We start from the raw sequence: 18,292 nt of genomic DNA, 5'->3' as shown, positions 1-18,292 counted from the left end.
TTTTCTATATTTAGCTGTTCGTTTGGCAAACGACAGATCCTAAAACATTAAAGTTATATGATGAAAACAGTAGACGATTTAAATTTTGCAGGTAAAAAAGCCTTGGTTCGCGTAGATTTCAACGTTCCTTTGGATGAGAATTTCAATATTACGGATGATAATCGTATTCAGGGAGCTGCTCCGACAATAAAGAAAATTTTGAATGACGGCGGAAGTGTGATATTGATGTCCCACTTAGGAAGACCAAAAGATGGTCCTACTGATAAGTATTCATTAAAACATATTGTTGCTCACCTCTCTAAGGTGTTAGGTACAGAGGTTCAATTTGCCAATGATTGTATTGGAAATGATGCTGTAGAAAAAGCTGCGGCATTGCAAGCTGGCCAAGTTTTATTACTTGAAAACCTACGTTTTTATAAAGAAGAAGAAAAAGGTGATGTAGGATTTGCTGAAAAGCTTTCAAAGTTAGGTGATGTATATGTGAATGATGCTTTTGGAACTGCGCATAGAGCACATGCTTCAACGGCGATTATCGCACAGTTTTTCCCTTCAGCTAAATATAGCGGTTATTTGATGGCTGCTGAAGTAGGTAATGCGGAGAAGGTGTTAAATAATCCGGTTAGACCGTTTACAGCGATTATGGGTGGTGCGAAAGTTTCTGATAAAATCCAGCTGATTGAGGCATTATTGGATAAAGTGGATAACTTACTGATTGGTGGAGGTATGGCATATACGTTTATCAAAGCAAGAGGTGGCGAAATCGGTAAGTCATTGGTGGAGATGGACAAGCTTGACCTAGCCAATGAATTGGTCAAGAAAGCGAAAGAAAAAGGAGTAAATTTGGTTATTCCTACAGATGCGCAAATCGCTGATGCATTTTCTAATGATGCAAATGTATATGATGGTCCAAATGATCAGATTCCTGCAGACCTTCAGGGCTTAGATATCGGTCAGGATTCGGCAGCGAATTTTGCGTCTATTATCAAAGATTCAAAAACAGTCCTTTGGAATGGTCCTATGGGAGTTTTTGAGTTTGATACCTTTGCAAAAGGTACGAAAGCTGTGGCCGATGCGGTTGTCGAGGCGACGAAAAATGGTGCATTTTCTTTAATAGGAGGTGGAGATTCGGCTGCTGCTGTAAGTAAATTTGGTATGACCGAAGATGTCAGTTACGTGAGTACAGGTGGTGGCGCATTGCTGGAATATATGGAAGGAAAAGTTCTTCCCGGTGTAAAAGCACTGGAAGATTAATAGCTTTAAAAAAATAGTATGGAAAAGGGATAATATTGTGTTATCCCTTTTTTATTGCAAAATGTTTCTTATCCATGCATTGAAACTTGTTTCGGTTGAGGAGCATGCTTTAGTATTAGGCGCCAATGGTTTTGAAAAAGACAGCTTTGGTTTAGAATGAGCCATATTTTCTCGCTAATGTCAGATTTAAATCAATTATCTGTTAAATATCTGTATGGCAGTGGCGAGTATTTATTGTATTTCTTAAATTTATGATGACATGATTATATAGGTTTTATTGATGGATGCTAATCACAAAAAAGATAAAGATAGTTCGGGTTTTTTTTCGGTGTTGACTTATAATGTAGCGGGATTGCCGGGGTTTATTTCTTCTGCGATTACAGGTAGAAGCAGAAGTATTGCTGAAATAGGCAAAAAGATTAATCCTTTTGATATTGTGAACGTGCAAGAGGATTTCAATTATAACAATAGTCTCTATTTGGGCGGGAATCAACACCCTTATCGTACCAAACCTAAGGGACGCGTACCCTTTGGAGACGGTCTCAATACCTTGTCCCATTTCCCTATGTCGGATGTTGTGCGAGTTCCTTGGAAAAAGCGTACCGGAGCTGATTTTCTGACACCCAAAGGTTTTACCCTGGTCAAGGTGGAGATCGTTGCTGGGATATGGCTAGATGTCTATAATGTACATGCGAATGCCCAGAATAATAGACGGGCTTCCAGTGCGAGAAGGGATAATCTTAATCAGTTGCGTGATTATATCGGCGAGAATTCTAGTGAAAACGCGCTGATTGTCATGGGGGACTTTAATGCACATTATAGTTTCGGTGATGATAACCTGCACGATTTTATGGAGTCAACCACATTAGTAGACAGTTGGGTTGAACTCCAGAACGGAGGACTTGTACCGGAAGCGAAGCATGCGTTTAAACCACCTCATATGCTGTCAATCGGTAATCAGAGCGAATCAATAGACAAGATTCTCTATCGTAGCAATAGCCATCTGAGTTTGGCCGCCCGTGATTATAATATAGAACACAACCTATTTACGAATGTCAGGGGCTTGCCTTTGTCAGATCACTATGCTTTAGCGGCTAATTTTAATTGGGCCGTTCATCCTTAATAGGTGTAATTTAAACTTACGGTTGGTACGATGCGCTGTGTTGTCGTATTATCATTGATGTAAGTGCCTTTCACGACAAACTCAAAGTCGGGCAGCGGATATCTAAAAGCATTGAAATCAAAGGAAAGGTATGCTCCAAAGCTCTTCGGTGCCGCTTCCTTATGTTTGTGGATATTCTGATAATCCGCGAATACACCACCTTTTATACGTTTTATATAGGCTAGTGATCCTACCCCAAAATCAGGATAGGCAATAGGGAATCTATAGTTGATCAGTAAGGTGTTTTTCACTTTCTCATATTTATAATAACTAAACCCGCTGACCAAGGGAATGTCGTTGATGTATTCATAGATACCTGTACCCGCCTGTGCGCTTAAGCGGACCTGAAATCCATGGTTATTCATGAATCCGGGGAGATAGAATACTGTTCGTGCGGATAGAATTTCACCTTTGGCCTTGTTTTCAAAAGGAGTGTGTCTGTAGGTTACACTAAAATTCTGTCCCCATCTCGGATATTGGTCCATCGTTGCCATGCGGGCATTTCGATTGAAATAAAGTTGGTAAGTCAATGGAAATGCAGTCTCGTAATTAAAGTTTTTAAGGTCATTGCGACTTAAATTGTAGCGTTTCAAATAAGCCGTTGCAAAATTGAATCCCATTGAATAATTGTAATCAAGTCTATAAAAAGACAACGGGATGGAAATCTGTGACGAAACGTAATGTTCTCTCCAGTCGAATCTAATGCTGCTGTCCGGTTTGTTGGGGATCGTTGCAGCTGCGATTTGACCTCTGTTTTCATAACGGAGGGAGAATTTTGGAAAATATTTATTATACGTTAGCTCGGCAGAATAAATACCTTTTCGGATGTCCGTGTCGTATTCGTAACCAAGTGCAATTTGGGTGGTGTTTAAAATGTTATTTGAAAGCCAAAAAATACCCGGTTTGAAATTGTCGAAACTTTCAAAATTGCTGCTGCTTAGTGAGAGACTATGGAAGTTGAATGTTCGGCCGGGTCCTTTGTAGGGTGTGATGATGTATTTTTGGCTGGAATCCGGTGCAGTGGCGGCAATATTGAATATACTGTCCTTTTGTACAGCTGCGGAATAGTAATGGGAAAAATAATCAGTTTCCGGTTTGATTTCAAAGACGGTGTCTATGTCTGTCTGACTGATTTTATAGCCATTATACTGATAGTTATTAAAAAGTAATCGCTTGGTGTCCTTATCGTAAAAGGGATTAAAAGCACCAAATGGCGCTTTCGTCAAGAGCTGTTTGGCGCCCGACTGACGATCTATCTTGTAAATGTTGTCAATACCATTAAAGTTTGCTTTGACAAGGATATTCATACCCGGAAGGTATTGAGGTCGTTCGTATTGTTGGTTTCCCCAAGGAGTCAGGTTTGTTATTTTATCATTTTTTAGATCAATCTCACAGAGTGCCGTTCCAATTTCTGAAAGGCGGATCGCGATGATTTTATCGCCTGTGGCATTAAATGCAGGATGCTGAAGCTGCTCGGACCCCGGAGTTTTTATACGCTTGATTACAGAGCCGTTTTTAAGGCTTATGAGCGTAAGATAGCTTGTGTTGGATAAATCTACTTCGATGCAGGCGATAGACTCTTCTATGGGGCTAAATACGGGTGAGTAATACCTGGATTGCTTGGTAAGTGTTTTAATTTCTCCAGTTTTCCGGTTCATTAAGTTGATGACACTGTATGTTCTCTTGTTATAACGTGGATCTTTTCGGAGTTCATCCCATACGATGTATGTGCTGTTGATGTCGAAATGCGGTGTCAGCTGGATGCCTGTTTTTACAAGTTGTGCTTCCGATTTCTTATCGTTGTCATAAGTATATATCGCATTTGTTTTTTCTGGATTTTGCTTGATGAAGTAAATCAAATTTCCACTTGATTTTGGTAATAGATTGTTGTTGTAATAGCGGTTATTTTGACCAGAAATTTCAACGTAATTTTGGGCGGAATAATTTGCTGTTTTTGTCTTCCATATCGTGTCCAATTTTGCGATCGTTTTGTTAAATAAATAACTGCTATTTCCACCTATTTTTTTCTTCAATACACGATTGATATTATAGGGGTAGAGCGGCCGTTTGTTGAGCTCTGAAAATAAATCTGCTTCGTAATTTGATGGCAGTTCAGCCTTCAGCGTTGATGTCATCAGGTAGCCAATGGTGTAGTAACTGGGGACAATATCCTTAAAGGATCCGAGTAAGTATTTGTTGAAACTGTAGTTGTGTTTCGATTGGAAGTTGGCTTTGATCGGCATTTCAAAAGAAGGCAATCGCCCCCTTCCGCCATGAGAATAAATGGTTTCAGTTAGTGTGGCGTCACCCTCAAAAAACCAGGAAGGAACTGTAAGTCCATAATAAGCTAAGGCTAATTGTTCAAAAAAAGGAGCTCTCAATTTTCCTGTCAATTTGTCAAATTGACTAACGTGTCTAGACTCGTGGAGGATCAGATTAGGTAGCCAAGTTTGGTTGTCGGGTTCAGCTCCGGCGGTGCTATAGAGTTCGGATTTGCGAGGAGATAATTGCACAAAACCATTTGTCTCTAGGTTCGTGTTGTGTATAATGAAAGGAATTTTTCGAGGTGTTATTTTGTAATTTCTACTTGTTGTGCGCAAGGAGTTGTGGACCTGATTTGCTAGGGTAGGGGCTTTGTCTTTCATCTCTTCAGGGAAAATGAGTTTAAAATTAGGTGTCTCAATTTTGAACCATTTCTGACTTAAGGGGGCTTGGCTATCCTCAAAAAACTGTGCGAAAGCACTTTTTGAAGATATTGTTAATGTTAATAGTATTAAAGCGCTGGTAATTATATTTTTATACTTCATTTATATGGCTATTTTTTGATTTGCTATTTTTTTTAGCTAAATATTTTGATTTTATATAAATCTTATGTTTTTATTGATTTTATAAATATGTTGATTTATATATAGTTATGGTTTTGTTGTGTTTATGTTTTTTGCTGTCTATTTGTTGTTTTTTATTGATTTTAGTGAGCTGCTTTCGTCGTGGAAATTTGTTTTTCAACTGGAAAGAAGTATGTGACGAATATACTTAAATATTCATCCATAAGATAGCGCGTGTCAAAAAATATTTGGATATTTTTTGCAGCAGAGAATTTACAGATGAGGTCTGACGAAGCTGCAGTTCTTGTAGCGTTGTACTTGTGGATCCTTCAAATTTTGTGATGGGATTTATAAAGGAAAAAGCCCGGGGGAAGATTTTATTGAGAAGTGGCCCTTCCATTTTTCTTGATCGAATCCTGGGTTGTTTTTGTGATACATTTGATGATGACAAAATGTCTTTATTTAAAAGAACTACATTTGTTAGGTGCATGATTGAAAGAGGGATTTTACCGCAGTTTCGATATCTTTTTATTATTTATTTTTTTATTCAGAATTTACTTTAAAAAAGCGATTTTTGTAACATATAATTTTTTACCGATGTAGGATTTTAAAATCGAAAGGAAGATATGGAAGAACTGGAAATGCAGGTAAGTCAAATAGAACAATTGATAGCAAATGAAGACTTTGTTGGGCTGGAGGAATTCCTAAATGAATTGAATATTTCTGAAGTAGAGGAGCTGATTGATGAACTGCCTGAACATGGTCCACTCTTTATCGAATCCTTAAATTTAAATCGTGCGGTAAACGTTTTTCGTATCCTGGATTTTCCTACTCAAAATCGAATTTTTAAAAGACTTTCTAAGGCTAAAATAAGTGCATTAATTAATGAATTACCTCCTGATGATCGGACCTCTTTTTTCTCCGAAATGAAGGATGATATTAAGCATTTAATATTACTATTACCGCCTAAAGATCGGGTTGAGGCGCTCGCATTATTAGGGTATCCTGAAGATAGTGTCGGACGGTTAATGACGCCAGATTATATTACGGTAAAAGCACACTGGAGTATCGAAAGAATATTAGGGCATATCCGTCGATATGGGAAAGATTCTGAGACCATAGATGTGCTTTATGTCATAGATTCAAATGGTAAACTGATCGATGATATTCGTATTAAAGATGTTTTGATGGCGGAGCCCGAAACAATTGTAGGGGACCTTATTGATTACCGCTTGATTTCCCTGAATGCTTATGATCCGCAGGAGGAAGCCATTAATATTTTCCGGATGAACAATAGGGTTGCGCTTCCGGTTGTGGACGGGCAGGGGGTGATGCTTGGGATCGTTACCGTGGATGATATCTTATGGTTGGCCAATGAGGAGTATACGGAGGATATGCAGCGTATTGGGGGGACAGAGGCGTTGGATGAACCCTATTTGGATGTTTCTATTAAAAACCTCGTGAAAAAGCGGGCTGGCTGGTTGATTGTTTTATTTCTGGGGCAGTTGTTGACCGCGACGGTCATTGAGCATTTCGAAGAGCAGATGGCAAGTGCCATCATGTTATTCGCTTTGATGCCGGTCATTATTTCCAGTGGTGGCAATAGTGGCTCACAGGCTTCGACATTGATCATCCAGGCGATGGCATTGGGTGAGGTGACTCTTTCGGATTGGTGGCGTGTTATGCGCAGGGAGATATTGTCCGGTCTGCTGCTTGGGCTTATTTTGGGTGCATTGGGCTTTTTGAGGATTATGGCCTGGCAGTCATTTGCGCATACCTATGGTGAATACTGGGTATTGGTCGCTTTAGTGATTTCATTATCCTTGATCGGTGTTGTTCTGTGGGGGTCGCTTATGGGTTCGATGTTACCCTTTGTGATGAAAAGATTGGGAGCGGATCCGGCGAGCTCATCGGCACCATTTGTGTCTACGCTAGTTGATGTTACAGGTCTTCTCATTTATTTCACGGTGGCCACACTTATCCTGAAAGGGGTGTTGCTCTAAAGGTCCGTTTGATTTGATTCGTTGGGAGCAATCGCTAAAGGTGTCTTTTTATGTGGCGGTAAAACCTGGATTATGCTGTTTGAATTGCTTAAAGGAGGTTTTTTCCCATGATTCCACAAAAGAAAAATAAATTATTCTTGTTGGATTTTAGGAAGTTGTAAAAAATGTGTTCAAAAAATTTGTAGTATTCTAATAATCTTCCGATACTTGCATCACGGAAACGCGATAGAGTCTCCAGAAAAATTGAAAAAATACTCCTGAATAGCTCAGCAGGTTAGAGCATCTGACTGTTAATCAGAGGGTCGCTGGTTCGAGCCCAGCTTCAGGAGCAATTAGAAACTTACATAACCGGAGTTTTTAAAGTATTTAGTTTTTCATTCCTGAATAGCTCAGCCGGTTAGAGCATCTGACTGTTAATCAGAGGGTCGCTGGTTCGAGCCCAGCTTCAGGAGCAATAAGCAAATGATAAAATTATTTGCGAATACTATAAAAATGTGCTATTTTTGTGCATTCAATGAGAAAGGAGTTTCTCGGAAAAATAAAAATTCCTGAATAGCTCAGCAGGTTAGAGCATCTGACTGTTAATCAGAGGGTCGCTGGTTCGAGCCCAGCTTCAGGAGCAATATTGAAACCGGCTTTATGCCGGTTTTTTTGTTTACCATGCTTATTAAAAAACTATGAGTTTAGTAATTATTGGTACGGTGGCTTTTGATACAATTGAAACACCGTTCGGTAAAACTGACAAAATTCTAGGTGGTGCCGGTACCTTTGCGAGTATAGCGGCATCCTATTTATGTGATCAGATCAAATTGGTCAGTGTTGTTGGAGAAGACTTTGGAAGCTCCAATCTTGCACTTATAAAAGATCATGGTATCGATGTTTCAGGTGTTCAGATAGTTCCGGGGGGACAAACATTTTCTTGGTCCGGAAGATATCACAATGACATGAATAGCCGCGACACGTTGGCGACTGACTTAAATGTACTGGCAGATTTCGACCCGATTATTCCTGATAGTTATCAGGACTGTGAGTATCTTCTGCTCGGGAATCTAACACCTCAGGTGCAGTTAATGACATTGGCCCGTCTAAACAGGAAACCAAAACTGGTGGTGCTGGACACGATGAATTATTGGATGAATGTTGCCTTGGATGATTTAAAGAAAGTTCTCCAAAAGGTTGATGTCTTGACGATCAATGACGCTGAGGCTAGACAACTATCAGGTGAATATTCTCTGGTCAAAGCCGCAGAAGTTATTTTGGCAATGGGGCCAAAATATTTAATCATCAAAAAAGGGGAACATGGTGCATTGCTTTTTGGTGAAAATCAGATTTTTTCTGCGCCAGCACTACCTCTAGCCGATGTATTTGACCCTACAGGAGCAGGAGATTCTTTTGCAGGTGGTTTTATCGGCTATCTTGCCAAAGTGAAAAGCATCAACTTTAACAACATGAAAAACGCCTTGATTTTTGGGTCTGTATTGGCTTCCTTTTGTGTAGAGAAGTTTGGGACAGATCGTCTTGTAGAGCTCACCGATACAGACATACAGAAGCGTCTGAATGCCTTTGTTGCGCTGTCACAGTTTAGTCTATAAGTTCTAATTAGCCTTTCAAGATCCCAATAACCTCGAATTTAGAAAATACAGTATCTGAATGAGGAGCATCTATGAGCTCCTCAGTTAGATCTTGGCCTGCCCAATGTTCATAGTGCAAGCCATTTTTCCAAAGCCTACTATCACTCACATCATAGATATAACTATTATAAGCCACCCAAATTTGCGGCTTATCTTGTCCATTTCGCAATGCGAGCTGGCTCTTACTATATTCGGGTAATCCTTCTTTTTCCATCACAATCTGTAAGAAGGCGAAGATAGAAAAAACTAGGCGACTTTATAAGCTGATAGTGACCGTTTCATTAATTTCCGTGCCACATGTATTCTTGTCTTTACAGTTCCGATAGGGATGTTTAAATGTTCTGATATCTCATGGTATTTAAATCCTTCGAAATAGAGGGAAAAGGGGACGTAGTATTCTTCTGAAAGATTAGATAGGGCTTCGTGAATATCCTCCATGACAAACTTACTTTCTCCTTGGTTGCTTGAAGCGGATATTAATAGATTTGAATTGGAGATATCCTCATCCTTTGTAATAAAGGAGTTCGTTTTTACAATCCGTCTATAGTTATTTATAAACGTATTTTTCATGATGGTATAGAGCCATCCTTTTAGGTTAGTGCCCTCTTTAAAATTTTTGAAATAGGTTACAGCTTTGAGGATGGTGTCCTGTACAAGATCATTTGCATCTTCATAATCGCTGGTAAAATTTCTGGCGTAGAGTTTTAGTGAGTCCGATTGCTCAATAACCATGCTGTCAAATTCATTCTTTGTCATAGCTTAATGAATTATAACTGTTCTTTTTAGAAAACAGTAAGTTTATAAATGCGGTTCGTTAAGTATGAGGCAAATAATGCGCCAAAATCCTTAAAAAATGGATTTCTTAATGTAATTTTAAGATTATTTTAAGGCATGCAATCGTGTGCGTGTATTAACCCTAAGTAAATAAGACGGGCTTTAGTTGATGTTGAGATCAAATAGAGGCTATATTATTGTTCTTTTAAGTTTCAAAGCGATACAAATATTTTTTTTGATTCTTTACAATAAATTAACTTCGCGCTCGAGCGTAATGCCAAATTTGTCTTGTACATCTTTAATAATCTGGACAGAAAGGTTGTAAATTTCCTGACCGCTAGCATGTTGTCTATTTATTAGTACAAGCGCCTGATTTTTCCAGACACCAGCTTGACCATAATCTTTTCCTTTCCAGCCGCATTGTTCTATTAACCATCCGGCGGCCAGTTTTGTTTGTTGGTCGGGCATCGGATAATGTGGGATCGCTGGATAAAGTGCCAATAACCTTTCAAAATTATCCGCAGCGATCACAGGGTTTTTAAAAAAGCTTCCGGCGTTGCCAACTGTACTTGGGTCCGGTAGTTTTTCCACACGAATTTTTGATACTATGGTTGCGATATCAGCGATGGATGGTTGAGTTATATTTTCTTTTACGAGTTCAGCTTCAATGGCGCCGTAGCTTGTATTTATTTTAGGTGTAAGACTTAGTTTATAGGTTACCTCCGTAATAATAAAGCGGCCCTTATACTCCGTTTTAAAAATACTGTCGCGGTAGGAAAAATTGCAGTCTTCCTTTTTGAATGTTTTAAATGTGCCCAGTTTGGTGTCAAAAGCTTCGCAGGTATGAAAAACATACATTAATTCGGCCCCATAAGCACCGATATTTTGTACGGGCGATGCACCTACAGTTCCGGGAATAAGAGCCATATTCTCTATTCCTGCATAATTTTGTCTGATGCAATGCCAAACAAAGTCATTCCAAATCTCCCCGGCTTTTGCGGTGACATATACATGATCCGATTCAATTTTGGCCTGTATACCTTTGCTGGCCATTCGGATAATATACCCATCAAACGGTTTGGTGAATAAAACATTGCTTCCCGCGCCAAGAACAAAAAAGTTTTTGTTGAAAAGCCCTTGTTTAAAAATTTCGGTCAATGTCTCGTTATCATTCACTTCGATCAAGAAATTTGTCTTTTCTTCTATTCCAAATGTATTGAAAGGTTTCAAAGAGATATTCGATTGAATGTTTAATTCCATATTGACTTTAGTTTTCAAAAATTCAAAAAAATCCGCTATCTTTAGCATGATAATCGGTAAAGATAGTATAAACCGTTTATTTAACGATAAAAAATATAAGTTTAATGGGTAACGCAGATGTAAAAAGGATCAAAATTCTAGAAGCTGCAACAAGGCGCTTTGCACACTTTGGAATGGCTAAAACGACAATGTCGGAGATTGCTAAGGATCTTAATTTTTCAAAGGCACTGCTTTATTATTATTTTCCCGACAAGAACAGCCTGTATTCTGCTGTTTTTGAATATGTTATCGATAAGATGATTGAGGAGATCGAAACAGTTATCGATAAAGGTGGAAATTTTGAAGAAATCATGATGTACTCCATTGATATGCGTGTCAAGGCAATCAATCAATATTACAATTTGTTTGAATACACCATGAAGATGGTCAAAGAACTTCCGGATGAATTGGAACAAGTATTCAAAGAATCTTATCTGCGGGAGGTTGAAATCATTGAAAAAATTCTGAAGATTGGAATAGACGCCCAGGAGATCCAGGTAGATGATCTCAACGAGACTGCCCGTATTTTATTGTATTCGTTATTTGGTATGCGTATGGGGATCTTGAAAGATATGAAAAATATGCTCTTCCCCACGAAAGAAGAATTTGATCATATCCTCAGTTTACAGAAGAAAATGATGAAAATCTTCTTAAATGGTTTGCGGTATCAACAGCGTTAAATCGGCATTGTTTGTATATGTTCGATAATCTGCCTGGCGTGGATACGTGAATTTTCAATAAACCAAAGGTGGGTATTTAATCCACCACAGACAACCCCTGCTAAGTATAGGCCTTTTATGTTTGTTTCCATTGTCTGCTCATTGTGGCAAGGGATGCAAGGAGCCTGTTCTGGGATGTCAACTCCTATTTTGCGTAGAAAGTCAAAATTTGGCCGATATCCGGTCAGCGCAAGTACAAAATCATTTTCGATTTCCAGGATGCCTGTCGGTGTTTGAATGGTGGCGCTTGTTTCGGTAACCGCTGTTAATTCACTGTTGTAAAGTACATCAATTTCTCCCGCAGCAATTCTATTTTCGATATCCGGCTTTACCCAATACTTGACTCTTGGGCTGATTTCATTGCTCCGAATGACCAATGTTACCTGAGCACCTTTTCGAAATGTTTCCAGGGCAGCGTCTATGGATGAATTGCTTGCTCCAACAACGATTACTTTCTGTCCGCTGTAGTAATGCGGATCATTGTAATAGTGTCGTACTTTGCCAAGTTCTTCTCCGGGGATATTGAGTAGCATAGGGATGTCATAGAAACCCGTAGCAATAATGACTTTTTTTGTCGTGTAATTACGTTTATTGGTTTTGACGTTAAAATAATCAGGATCTTTTTTTGTAATATCCAATACTTCTTCAAACAGGTGGGTATCTAGTTCAAATTTTTGCTGGATACGTCTGTAATATTCCAGCGCTTCGGTTCTTCGGGGTTTTGGATTGGTGGTCACAAAGGGAATGTCCCCAATCTCCAGTCGCTCAGAAGAAGAAAAAAAGGTCATATTTTGCGGATAGTTATAGAGCGAATTGACTAAACATCCTTTTTCCAGAATAAGATAGTTGAGATTGGCCTGTTTTGCTTCAAGAGCACAGGCGAGACCGATGGGGCCTCCGCCAACGATAATGATGTCATAGGAGGCTGTTATATGTTCACTCATAATGTAAATTTCGTGAATTTTTGGGATAAATTAGCTTGCCAGTTTAGATAATTCTGTTGCTTGTTCGGCGGCACTTTTATCATGGAGATCCCGAACAATCTTATTTAAGTCCTGGGCAATCTTGTACAGGAATTCCAATTGCTCTTCCAATAGTTTTCCGTCAGCAGAATTGATGTCGCTGTTGTCGAAGCGATGATTCGATATTTCGATTTCCATGGGCGAAAATACGCTACTGGAATCTGATGAATAAAGCAATTGAATAGATTGGTCCAGGCTATTTAATATTTTCCGTATGGTCCGAACATGGTCTTTGTTAAGGTAGTTATTGTCCATTTCATCCAGATGGTTCATCAGTGTAACAGAAAACGAGGCCAGAATATGGTTGAATATGACAAACTTATTGACCTCTTTGCTGTACTTTTGCCTTTTTTTGGGTTCAGTCAGCATACGTTGAAAAGTGGAACCCATATTTGCGGTTTCGACATAAACGGCTTTTCTTGCTAACTTGTAATCTGTAATCGATGGCGCCTGGCCCGCAATTTCCTTTAATGCCTGAAAGATATAATTATAATTGGCGATCAAAAGCTTGCGCATGGATTCCTTCACTTGCATGCTTTCCCAATTCGGGAAAATAATATAGCTGGAGAGGAAGGCGATCATTCCCCCAATAAATGTGTCCAAGATCCTTTCTTTGGTTACTTCTAGCGTATTGGAACTGATAAAACTGAACATGATCAATACATAAGGCGTCATGAAAAGTACAGCAACGACATAATTGACTCTAAATAAGCTGTATGCTGTCAGGAAGAAAAACACCAGCAGTACAAATAGTATGGTTGGATCATGTATCGTCAATAGGATGCCGGCTCCGATCAATCCACCGATGGTCGTTCCGATAAGACGTTGTATATTACGCTCTTTCGTAAGGCCAAAACCGGGTTTTAGGATAACCATTATCGTCAGCAGTATCCAGTAGACATTGTTGGTGATATTGGTTGTCTCAAAAACGTAGTAGGTGACCGACATCACGATTGCCATGCGGCAGGCATGTCTAAAAATTGTCGATTTTAAGGTCAGGTTTTCACGGAATTTCTTCAGGTCGATGGCTGAACTTTGAACGAAACGTTTGGCGTCATCAATTTCTTTCTTTTTGACGTCGTCAGGTTGCAGGTGAGAATAGCCGTAGATATTTTTTATACGACGGACCAGGTCACGTAAATTGATCAGTACTTTACGCAGGGCAAAGGTGCTGTATTGATTTTCTTTGTCAAGCTGGTCAATTTTAGCATGGAGACGTGTGAGGTCTGCATCGAAATCATAGAGGGGTTTGGGCTGAATATTCGTGTTGAGCTGGTAGGCCAAATTGTCGAGTTCGTTCGTGTATTTTAAAATAACGTTTTTGAAGTCCTCTAGGATACCCGTTGGGCCGAAACGTTCGCTAATCGTGTTGTAATCATAATGCGCGGCCATACTTTGCTCAAATAGATCGACAATATCGTTAAAGATCAAGGTGAGATACCGGCCTACTTTTGTGGTGTCTTTAATGGATCTTTTGCTTTGGAATAATAAGTCCCTTACATTTTCCTGATGTTGGTTCACTTCAACCTGTTTGTCAATCAATTTCAGGTAATTTTTGTCATTGTCAATTTTCGCATCGTAAAAATTAGCTTTCAATCGAATATAATCGGCAACATAACGGATGGTTTCTGCAAGTTCCTGTTCGGCTAACCGATAGGGGCGTACCTGTGTAATAGAAAGACTGATCGCAATATACCAGAGTCCACCAAGGGTGTAAAAACCCAGATAACTGATGGCTTGATCCAAGGGGTAGTGCGTCTGCACGTGGATTAGCATCATCAATATGCACATTAGGCCAACATTGGCTGCCCGGCTATTGAATACGGCAAACATGGCAAAGATAAAGCAGGCGATTCCGATGAAAATGGCAAGGAGATATACATTTTGATTGACAATATTGGTCAGGATAAATGTCAGGGTGGTCAGTATGGCCCCGGCAAACATACCTTTTCGTCTATGGCTTGGCGCTCCGGGCGTATCGGATAGCCCGACCAAAAGGGCGCCCAGGGATACAATGGTTCCATTGGTAAACTGGCCTATGGTGGCAAAAATGAGGACAGGTACAATGCATCCGATGGTAATTCGCAGTCCATCCGCAAAATATTGACTATAGAAAAAACTTTTTATTTCTTGTGTCTGTTTCATAATGTATAGCACAAATATACGAGATAAGGCTATATTAGCCTGAGGTTTCCCTGCTTGTTGCGATAATATACTAAAAACGAAAAATTACGAATTTTCATTAATATCTTTATAATATTTTGATGTTTTTTTTGATTAATTTATATTTTTTTATTTGTTTAAATATAATATTGCTATATTTGGTGCGTAGGGTAATTTCAGATAATACAGAAAATCAAGAGTCGCCTAAACTCTCTTGACCATTTTTCAAAGATTTAAATATGAAGCAAAGTAAAAATGAAGCCGTCTTTCAGGACGAGGTATTGACACGCTTTGAGCTTTTTAAAAGTTTGTTTTTAACATTGCCATTCCAACGTGTTAAGGATACAGGTACTTTATTGCCATTTTTTGCAAAGCAATGTGAGAAGGGGGTTGATCAACATTTAACTCCAGATGAGATTATAAAGAGTTTTTTTGATCAGCATGAAGAGTTTTCTTCGGAAGAACAGCGTATTGATTTATTGTTTCGTTTTGTGCAGTATATAGAACGCCAGGTGGTATTGTTTGATGCGATAGAGGATTCATCATTTCAAATGGTGGGCCGCGGCGACGATGAAAATGTATTGGGTGCATTGATCAAAAATGCCGAAGGCAATGGTGACATGCGACGCAAAATCGTTTCTAAATTAAAGGATTTCTCCGTTCGCCTGGTACTTACGGCACACCCTACTCAATTTTATCCAGGGCCAGTACTGGGGATTATCAATGATTTGATTGATGCGATAAAGACTAATGATCTTCATAGCATACATTTATTACTGCAACAGCTTGGCAAGACGCCATTCATCAATAAAAATAAGCCAACACCGGTAGATGAAGCTGCCAGTTTAGCCTGGTTTCTGGAAAATGTATTTTATAAAGTCGCTTCAGAGATCCAGTCTTTTATTGACGATGAATTGGATGTCGATACGGAGGAAGTAAAACAGCTGATCGAATTGGGCTTTTGGCCAGGAGGAGACCGTGACGGAAATCCAAATGTCAGCGTTGAAAGCACCAAGAAGGTGGCGGCTTTATTGCGTACTATTTTGTTTAGATGTTATTACCGCGATTTCCGTATTGTACGACGCCGCATTACATTCAGAGGGGTCGAAGAGTATATGGAGAACTTGCAGACCTTATTTTACGACAATAGCTTTAATCCTGTTGAAAACCCCGCAGATGAAACGGATAACATTATTACGAACTTAAAAGCTATTAAAAATGTTCTGGAAGAATATCACAATGGTCTTTTTGTTGAGATTGTCGATGACTTGCTTCGTAAGGTAATGACATTCGGTTGTTTTTTCACGACTTTAGATATTAGACAGGATAGCCGTATTCTACGTGAAGCAACAAATTATTTGATTCAACAAAATCAGGAGGCTACTGGCGTTCCATTAAATTATTTGGAACTGAATGAAGCGGATAAACAAAAGGCGTTGAAGTTTAAGGAATTGGATCTAAGTGTAGGTGATGATGCAGATCCATTGACAAAAGACACCTCTGGCGTAATCAAATTGCTTAAGGAGATCCAACGTTCGGGGTCTGAGCGCGCTGCACAGCGTTTTATTATTAGTAATTGCCAGCAAGCAAGTGATATCCTTGGATTGCGTCAGTTGTTTTTGTGGTCTGGCTGGAAGAAAGATGCATTAACCATAGATTTCGTACCTCTATTTGAAACAGTGGATGATCTGACCAGAGCTGCTGATGTCATGAAAACGCTATATAGCAATAAAGAATATAAGGCGCATCTAAAACGCAGAGGAAACAAGCAGACCATTATGCTGGGCTATTCGGATAGCACAAAAGACGGGGGATATCTGATGGCAAACTGGTCAATCTATAGAGCGAAAATAGAGTTGACTGCAATATCGCGTGAATATGATATTGATCTTGTCTTTTTTGACGGCCGTGGCGGACCTCCGGCACGTGGAGGAGGTAAAACACAACGTTTTTATGCTTCCATGGGTAAGGAAATTGCCAATGATCATATTCAATTAACGATACAGGGACAGACGATCAGTAGCCAATATGGCTCGTTGGATACGGCTCGATTTAATATCGAGCAGCTCCTACATGCCGGTATTATCTCTGATTTAAAACAACGGGTAGGGGATACGCTGACCAAACATCAGCAAGAAATTATTGATAAATTGGCCGAATTGAGCCATCATAAATTTATGGATCTTCGTACCAATAAGTTGTTTCTGCCTTATCTGGAAACGATGTCTCCGTTGAAAGCACTTTCATCCATCAATATTTCAAGTCGTCCCGTGAAAAGGAATTCGGGACGTGAGTTGCGTCTTGAGGATTTACGGGCGATCAGTTTTGTGACTTCGTGGAGCCAGCTGAAGCAAAATATCCCTGGATTTTATGGGGTAGGGACTGCTTTGCAATGGGCCGAGAAAAATAATCTATGGAAAGACGTGCAACAGCTGTATGTTTCTTCGGGCTTCTTCCAGACCTTGATTGACAATTGTATGATGTCCATGACCAAATCTAATTTTGATATCACAGCTTATATGAAGGACGATAAGGTGTATGGTGAATTCTGGAAAAATCTTCACGCGGAATACCAGATTACCAAAGAGTATTTGTTAAAACTCAGCGGAACATCTAAATTGATGGAGAACTACCCCGTCGATCGTGAGTCAATTTTGGCGCGAGAAAGCATCGTATTGCCATTATTGGTGATCCAACATTATGCGATTCGTGCACTCAATTCGGATAAATTAGATGAGGCACAGCGTGAGGATTATTCAAAACTGATCGCACGCACAATATTCGGTGTGATTAATGCGGGAAGAAATGTTGCTTAATTTTTGCTTCTTTTCGCTGATTAGGTTTCGAAGAATGTATATTTTATCTACTTTTGTATAATTAACAAAATTGATATGAAGATTAATAAGTTATTTATTGTAGCTGCTTGTGCGAGTACTTTATTTGCGTCTTGTGGTGAAACAGCTGCAAATAGACAGCGTCAATATGCCAATGCATCTTTAGCAGATGGCGATGCCTTTGCCATGATTAAATTCGTTGGTGAGGAAGGAAACTATTTAGTAAATCTTGCTGATGTGGCTGCAAAGCAATCCGCATCAACAGAGGTGAAGAATGTAGCAGCTAAAATTAAAGAAGCTTACGCGACTGTATTACCCGAGTTGGACGGTTTGGCAAAAGAACTGCATGTAGGTGATGCACAACGTGGTGTGCCTGCTTTTCAAACTCCGGCGTCAATCGGATCAGATAGCACTGCGGCATTCAACGATAAAGCGTTTTTAGCATTGGTATTGGAAAAACAAGGTGAGATCAATAGCAGATTGTCCCACGAAGAACATAACACCAACAAAGAGGTTATTCATATTTCGGAAGAATCTTTGAAGAAAGTTGAAGAAATCTATAAATTGGCTGGTGGTAAAGTTGAAGGACACGGTCATCACTAAGTAGCG

General features: G+C 39.4%; 13 protein-coding genes and 3 tRNA genes. 10 read left to right on the top strand and 6 right to left on the bottom strand.

What is annotated here, in order from left to right; genetic code table 11:
- Positions 1-60: 60 nt before the first annotated feature.
- A complete protein-coding gene (locus G6053_RS21070) occupies positions 61-1,251 on the top strand; it encodes a phosphoglycerate kinase (protein ID WP_165309701.1) in 1,191 nt (396 codons plus the stop codon).
- A 280-nt stretch (positions 1,252-1,531) separates the two neighbouring features.
- Entirely contained in the window at positions 1,532-2,374 is an 843-nt protein-coding gene (locus G6053_RS21065) for an endonuclease/exonuclease/phosphatase family protein (RefSeq protein WP_108632988.1), read from the top strand.
- Here G6053_RS21065 and G6053_RS21060 read toward each other — a convergent pair.
- Positions 2,371-5,220 carry a hypothetical protein gene (locus G6053_RS21060; RefSeq protein WP_165308315.1) on the bottom strand — a complete coding sequence of 950 codons (2,850 nt, stop codon included), beginning with the start codon at positions 5,218-5,220 and terminating at the stop codon, positions 2,371-2,373. The genes G6053_RS21065 and G6053_RS21060 overlap by 4 nt on opposite strands.
- Before the next feature lie 644 nt (positions 5,221-5,864).
- On the opposite strand from G6053_RS21060, the gene mgtE reads away from it, so the two are divergent.
- From mgtE to G6053_RS21035, 5 genes are all read left to right on the top strand, one after another.
- Positions 5,865-7,241, top strand: a complete 1,377-nt coding sequence (gene mgtE / locus G6053_RS21055) for a magnesium transporter (protein ID WP_108632991.1) — start codon at positions 5,865-5,867, stop codon at positions 7,239-7,241.
- A gap of 255 nt (positions 7,242-7,496) precedes the next feature.
- Positions 7,497-7,570 (top strand) — tRNA-Asn (locus tag G6053_RS21050).
- A gap of 49 nt (positions 7,571-7,619) precedes the next feature.
- Positions 7,620-7,693, top strand: a tRNA-Asn gene (locus G6053_RS21045).
- Between the two features lie 94 nt (positions 7,694-7,787).
- Positions 7,788-7,861, top strand: a tRNA-Asn gene (locus G6053_RS21040).
- A gap of 57 nt (positions 7,862-7,918) precedes the next feature.
- A complete protein-coding gene (locus G6053_RS21035; protein ID WP_165308313.1) occupies positions 7,919-8,833 on the top strand; it encodes a PfkB family carbohydrate kinase in 915 nt (304 codons plus the stop codon).
- Positions 8,834-8,840: 7 nt separating this feature from the next.
- On the opposite strand, the gene G6053_RS21030 is transcribed toward G6053_RS21035, so the two are convergent.
- The 3 genes from G6053_RS21030 to murB form a co-directional block, all read right to left on the bottom strand.
- Complete coding sequence (locus tag G6053_RS21030; protein ID WP_206531790.1) at positions 8,841-9,086, bottom strand: cytochrome b5 domain-containing protein; 246 nt, start codon at positions 9,084-9,086, stop codon at positions 8,841-8,843.
- Between the two features lie 32 nt (positions 9,087-9,118).
- Entirely contained in the window at positions 9,119-9,628 is a 510-nt protein-coding gene (locus tag G6053_RS21025; protein WP_108632994.1) for a sigma-70 family RNA polymerase sigma factor, read from the bottom strand.
- A 261-nt stretch (positions 9,629-9,889) separates the two neighbouring features.
- Positions 9,890-10,906 (bottom strand): UDP-N-acetylmuramate dehydrogenase, encoded by a 1,017-nt coding sequence (gene murB / locus G6053_RS21020; RefSeq protein WP_165308309.1) that lies wholly within the window; start codon positions 10,904-10,906, stop codon positions 9,890-9,892.
- 104 nt (positions 10,907-11,010) lie between these two features.
- On the opposite strand from murB, the gene G6053_RS21015 reads away from it, so the two are divergent.
- Positions 11,011-11,625 carry a TetR/AcrR family transcriptional regulator gene (locus G6053_RS21015; protein ID WP_108632995.1) on the top strand — a complete coding sequence of 205 codons (615 nt, stop codon included), beginning with the start codon at positions 11,011-11,013 and terminating at the stop codon, positions 11,623-11,625.
- Here G6053_RS21015 and G6053_RS21010 read toward each other — a convergent pair.
- Together G6053_RS21010 and G6053_RS21005 are read right to left on the bottom strand one after the other, a co-directional pair.
- Positions 11,622-12,608 (bottom strand): YpdA family putative bacillithiol disulfide reductase, encoded by a 987-nt coding sequence (locus G6053_RS21010; RefSeq protein WP_165308307.1) that lies wholly within the window; start codon positions 12,606-12,608, stop codon positions 11,622-11,624. The two genes, G6053_RS21015 and G6053_RS21010, sit on opposite strands and share 4 nt — an antisense overlap.
- A gap of 30 nt (positions 12,609-12,638) precedes the next feature.
- Positions 12,639-14,831 (bottom strand): FUSC family membrane protein, encoded by a 2,193-nt coding sequence (locus G6053_RS21005; protein ID WP_241254789.1) that lies wholly within the window; start codon positions 14,829-14,831, stop codon positions 12,639-12,641.
- Positions 14,832-15,088: 257 nt separating this feature from the next.
- Here G6053_RS21005 and G6053_RS21000 point away from each other — a divergent pair, with 257 nt between their 5' ends.
- Positions 15,089-17,665 (top strand): phosphoenolpyruvate carboxylase, encoded by a 2,577-nt coding sequence (locus G6053_RS21000; protein ID WP_108632997.1) that lies wholly within the window; start codon positions 15,089-15,091, stop codon positions 17,663-17,665.
- A gap of 75 nt (positions 17,666-17,740) precedes the next feature.
- The gene (locus G6053_RS20995) at positions 17,741-18,286 is read left to right on the top strand and encodes a hypothetical protein (RefSeq protein WP_108632998.1); all 546 of its coding nucleotides are present in this window, start codon (positions 17,741-17,743) and stop codon (positions 18,284-18,286) included.
- The last annotated feature ends 6 nt before the right edge of the window (positions 18,287-18,292 follow it).

This window comes from Sphingobacterium sp. DR205, from assembly GCF_011064245.1.
Classification (GTDB): Bacteria; Bacteroidota; Bacteroidia; order Sphingobacteriales; family Sphingobacteriaceae; genus Sphingobacterium; species Sphingobacterium athyrii.
The sequence above is the reverse complement of the archived record's forward strand: the minus strand, read 5'-3'. Positions and strand labels throughout refer to the sequence as shown.